At 82.5% G+C, this 856-nt stretch carries 1 protein-coding gene; it reads left to right on the plus strand.

Annotated features, from left to right (window positions below):
- Nucleotides 1–115 precede the first annotated feature (115 nt).
- On the plus strand, nt 116–856 hold a 741-nt coding region (locus PYV61_RS26045), incomplete at its 3' end, for a M28 family peptidase (protein WP_275836802.1).

An 856-nucleotide genomic window follows, 5' to 3' on the forward strand; every position in this document is an offset into this window, starting at 1 on the left:
CTCGGCGCGGCCGCCCGGATCGGCGCGCAGGGGCGGACCGGGACGGCGCTGGCGCGGCTGGCGGGGCTGCTCGTCGTCGGCGGGGCCGTCGGGGCGTGGGCGGCGCAGCACCGGGGTGAACCTGGAGGCGGTGCGCGGCCGCGACGCGCCGCGGGTGTGGCTGGTGGCGCACCTCGACTCCAAGTCGCAGCCGGTGCCGATCGGGGTGCGGGCGGCGGGGGTGACGGCGACGATCGCCTGCTGGCTGGTGGCGCTGGCGCTGGCCGGGGCGCAGGCCGCGGGGGCCGCGGGCGCCGCGTGGTGGCCCTGGCTGGCGGCGGCCGGCGTGGTCGCCGCCCTCCCCGTGGCGGCCTCGGTCGTGACCGCGCGGTCGCCGGGGGCGCTGGACGACGCGAGCGGGGTGGTGACGGTGCTGCTGACCGCCGCGGCGACGCGCGACCTCGACGCGCCGCTGGGGGTGCTGCTGACGAGCGCCGAGGAGCTGGGGCTGGCGGGGGCGCGGGCGTGGGCGGGGCAGCGCCGGGCGGCCGGGGTCGCGGCCGGCGTCGCGCTCAACGTGGACGGGGTGGACGACGCGGGAAGCTGCACCGTGATGACCGGGCGCGGCGCCGGGGTGGCGACGGCGGCGTTCCAGGCCGGGGCGGCGGCGGCCGCGGCGCCGCTGTCGGTGCGGCGGCTGGTGCCGGGGATCCTGGTCGACGCGGTCGCGCTGGCCGACGCTGGGTGGGCGGCGGCGACGCTGAGCCGGGGGACGTGGCGGACGCTGGCGCGCATCCACACGGCGGCCGACGCGCTCGACCGGCTCGACGGCCGCGGCGTCGCGGAAGGCGCGCGCGTGCTCGCGGCGGCGGCCCGG

Source organism: Roseisolibacter sp. H3M3-2 (assembly GCF_029211165.1).
GTDB lineage: Bacteria > Gemmatimonadota > Gemmatimonadetes > Gemmatimonadales > Gemmatimonadaceae > Roseisolibacter.